Below are 210 nucleotides of genomic sequence, written 5' to 3'. Positions count from 1 at the left end.
ATGTCAGGCAGTTTGGACGTGCCATCGGACACCATCTGGTCGAGCCCGCCTTGCGCTGCCCACTGGAAGTTGCCCACGCCGGACTTGCCGTCCGCGCCGGACACGTCGTGCGTTTCGATCTGCTGATAGACATCCGGATTCTGCAGCATGTACGACGCCGCCGACGACACCTCGGGCGGCGTGCCGGCCGGCGGATTATTCGCGAGCTGA

At 64.8% G+C, this 210-nt stretch carries 1 pseudogene; it reads right to left on the bottom strand.

Annotation, left to right across the window (positions count from 1 at the left end):
- Positions 1-210, bottom strand: a pseudogene (locus HWY05_RS38125) (hypothetical protein); the annotation flags it as partial.

Origin of the sequence: Paraburkholderia sp. BCC1876 (genome assembly GCF_902833695.1) — a bacterium.
In the GTDB taxonomy this organism is placed as follows: Bacteria; Pseudomonadota; Gammaproteobacteria; order Burkholderiales; family Burkholderiaceae; genus Paraburkholderia.
Note: the sequence above shows the minus strand (reverse complement) of the source record. Positions and strands in the feature narration are given on the sequence as shown.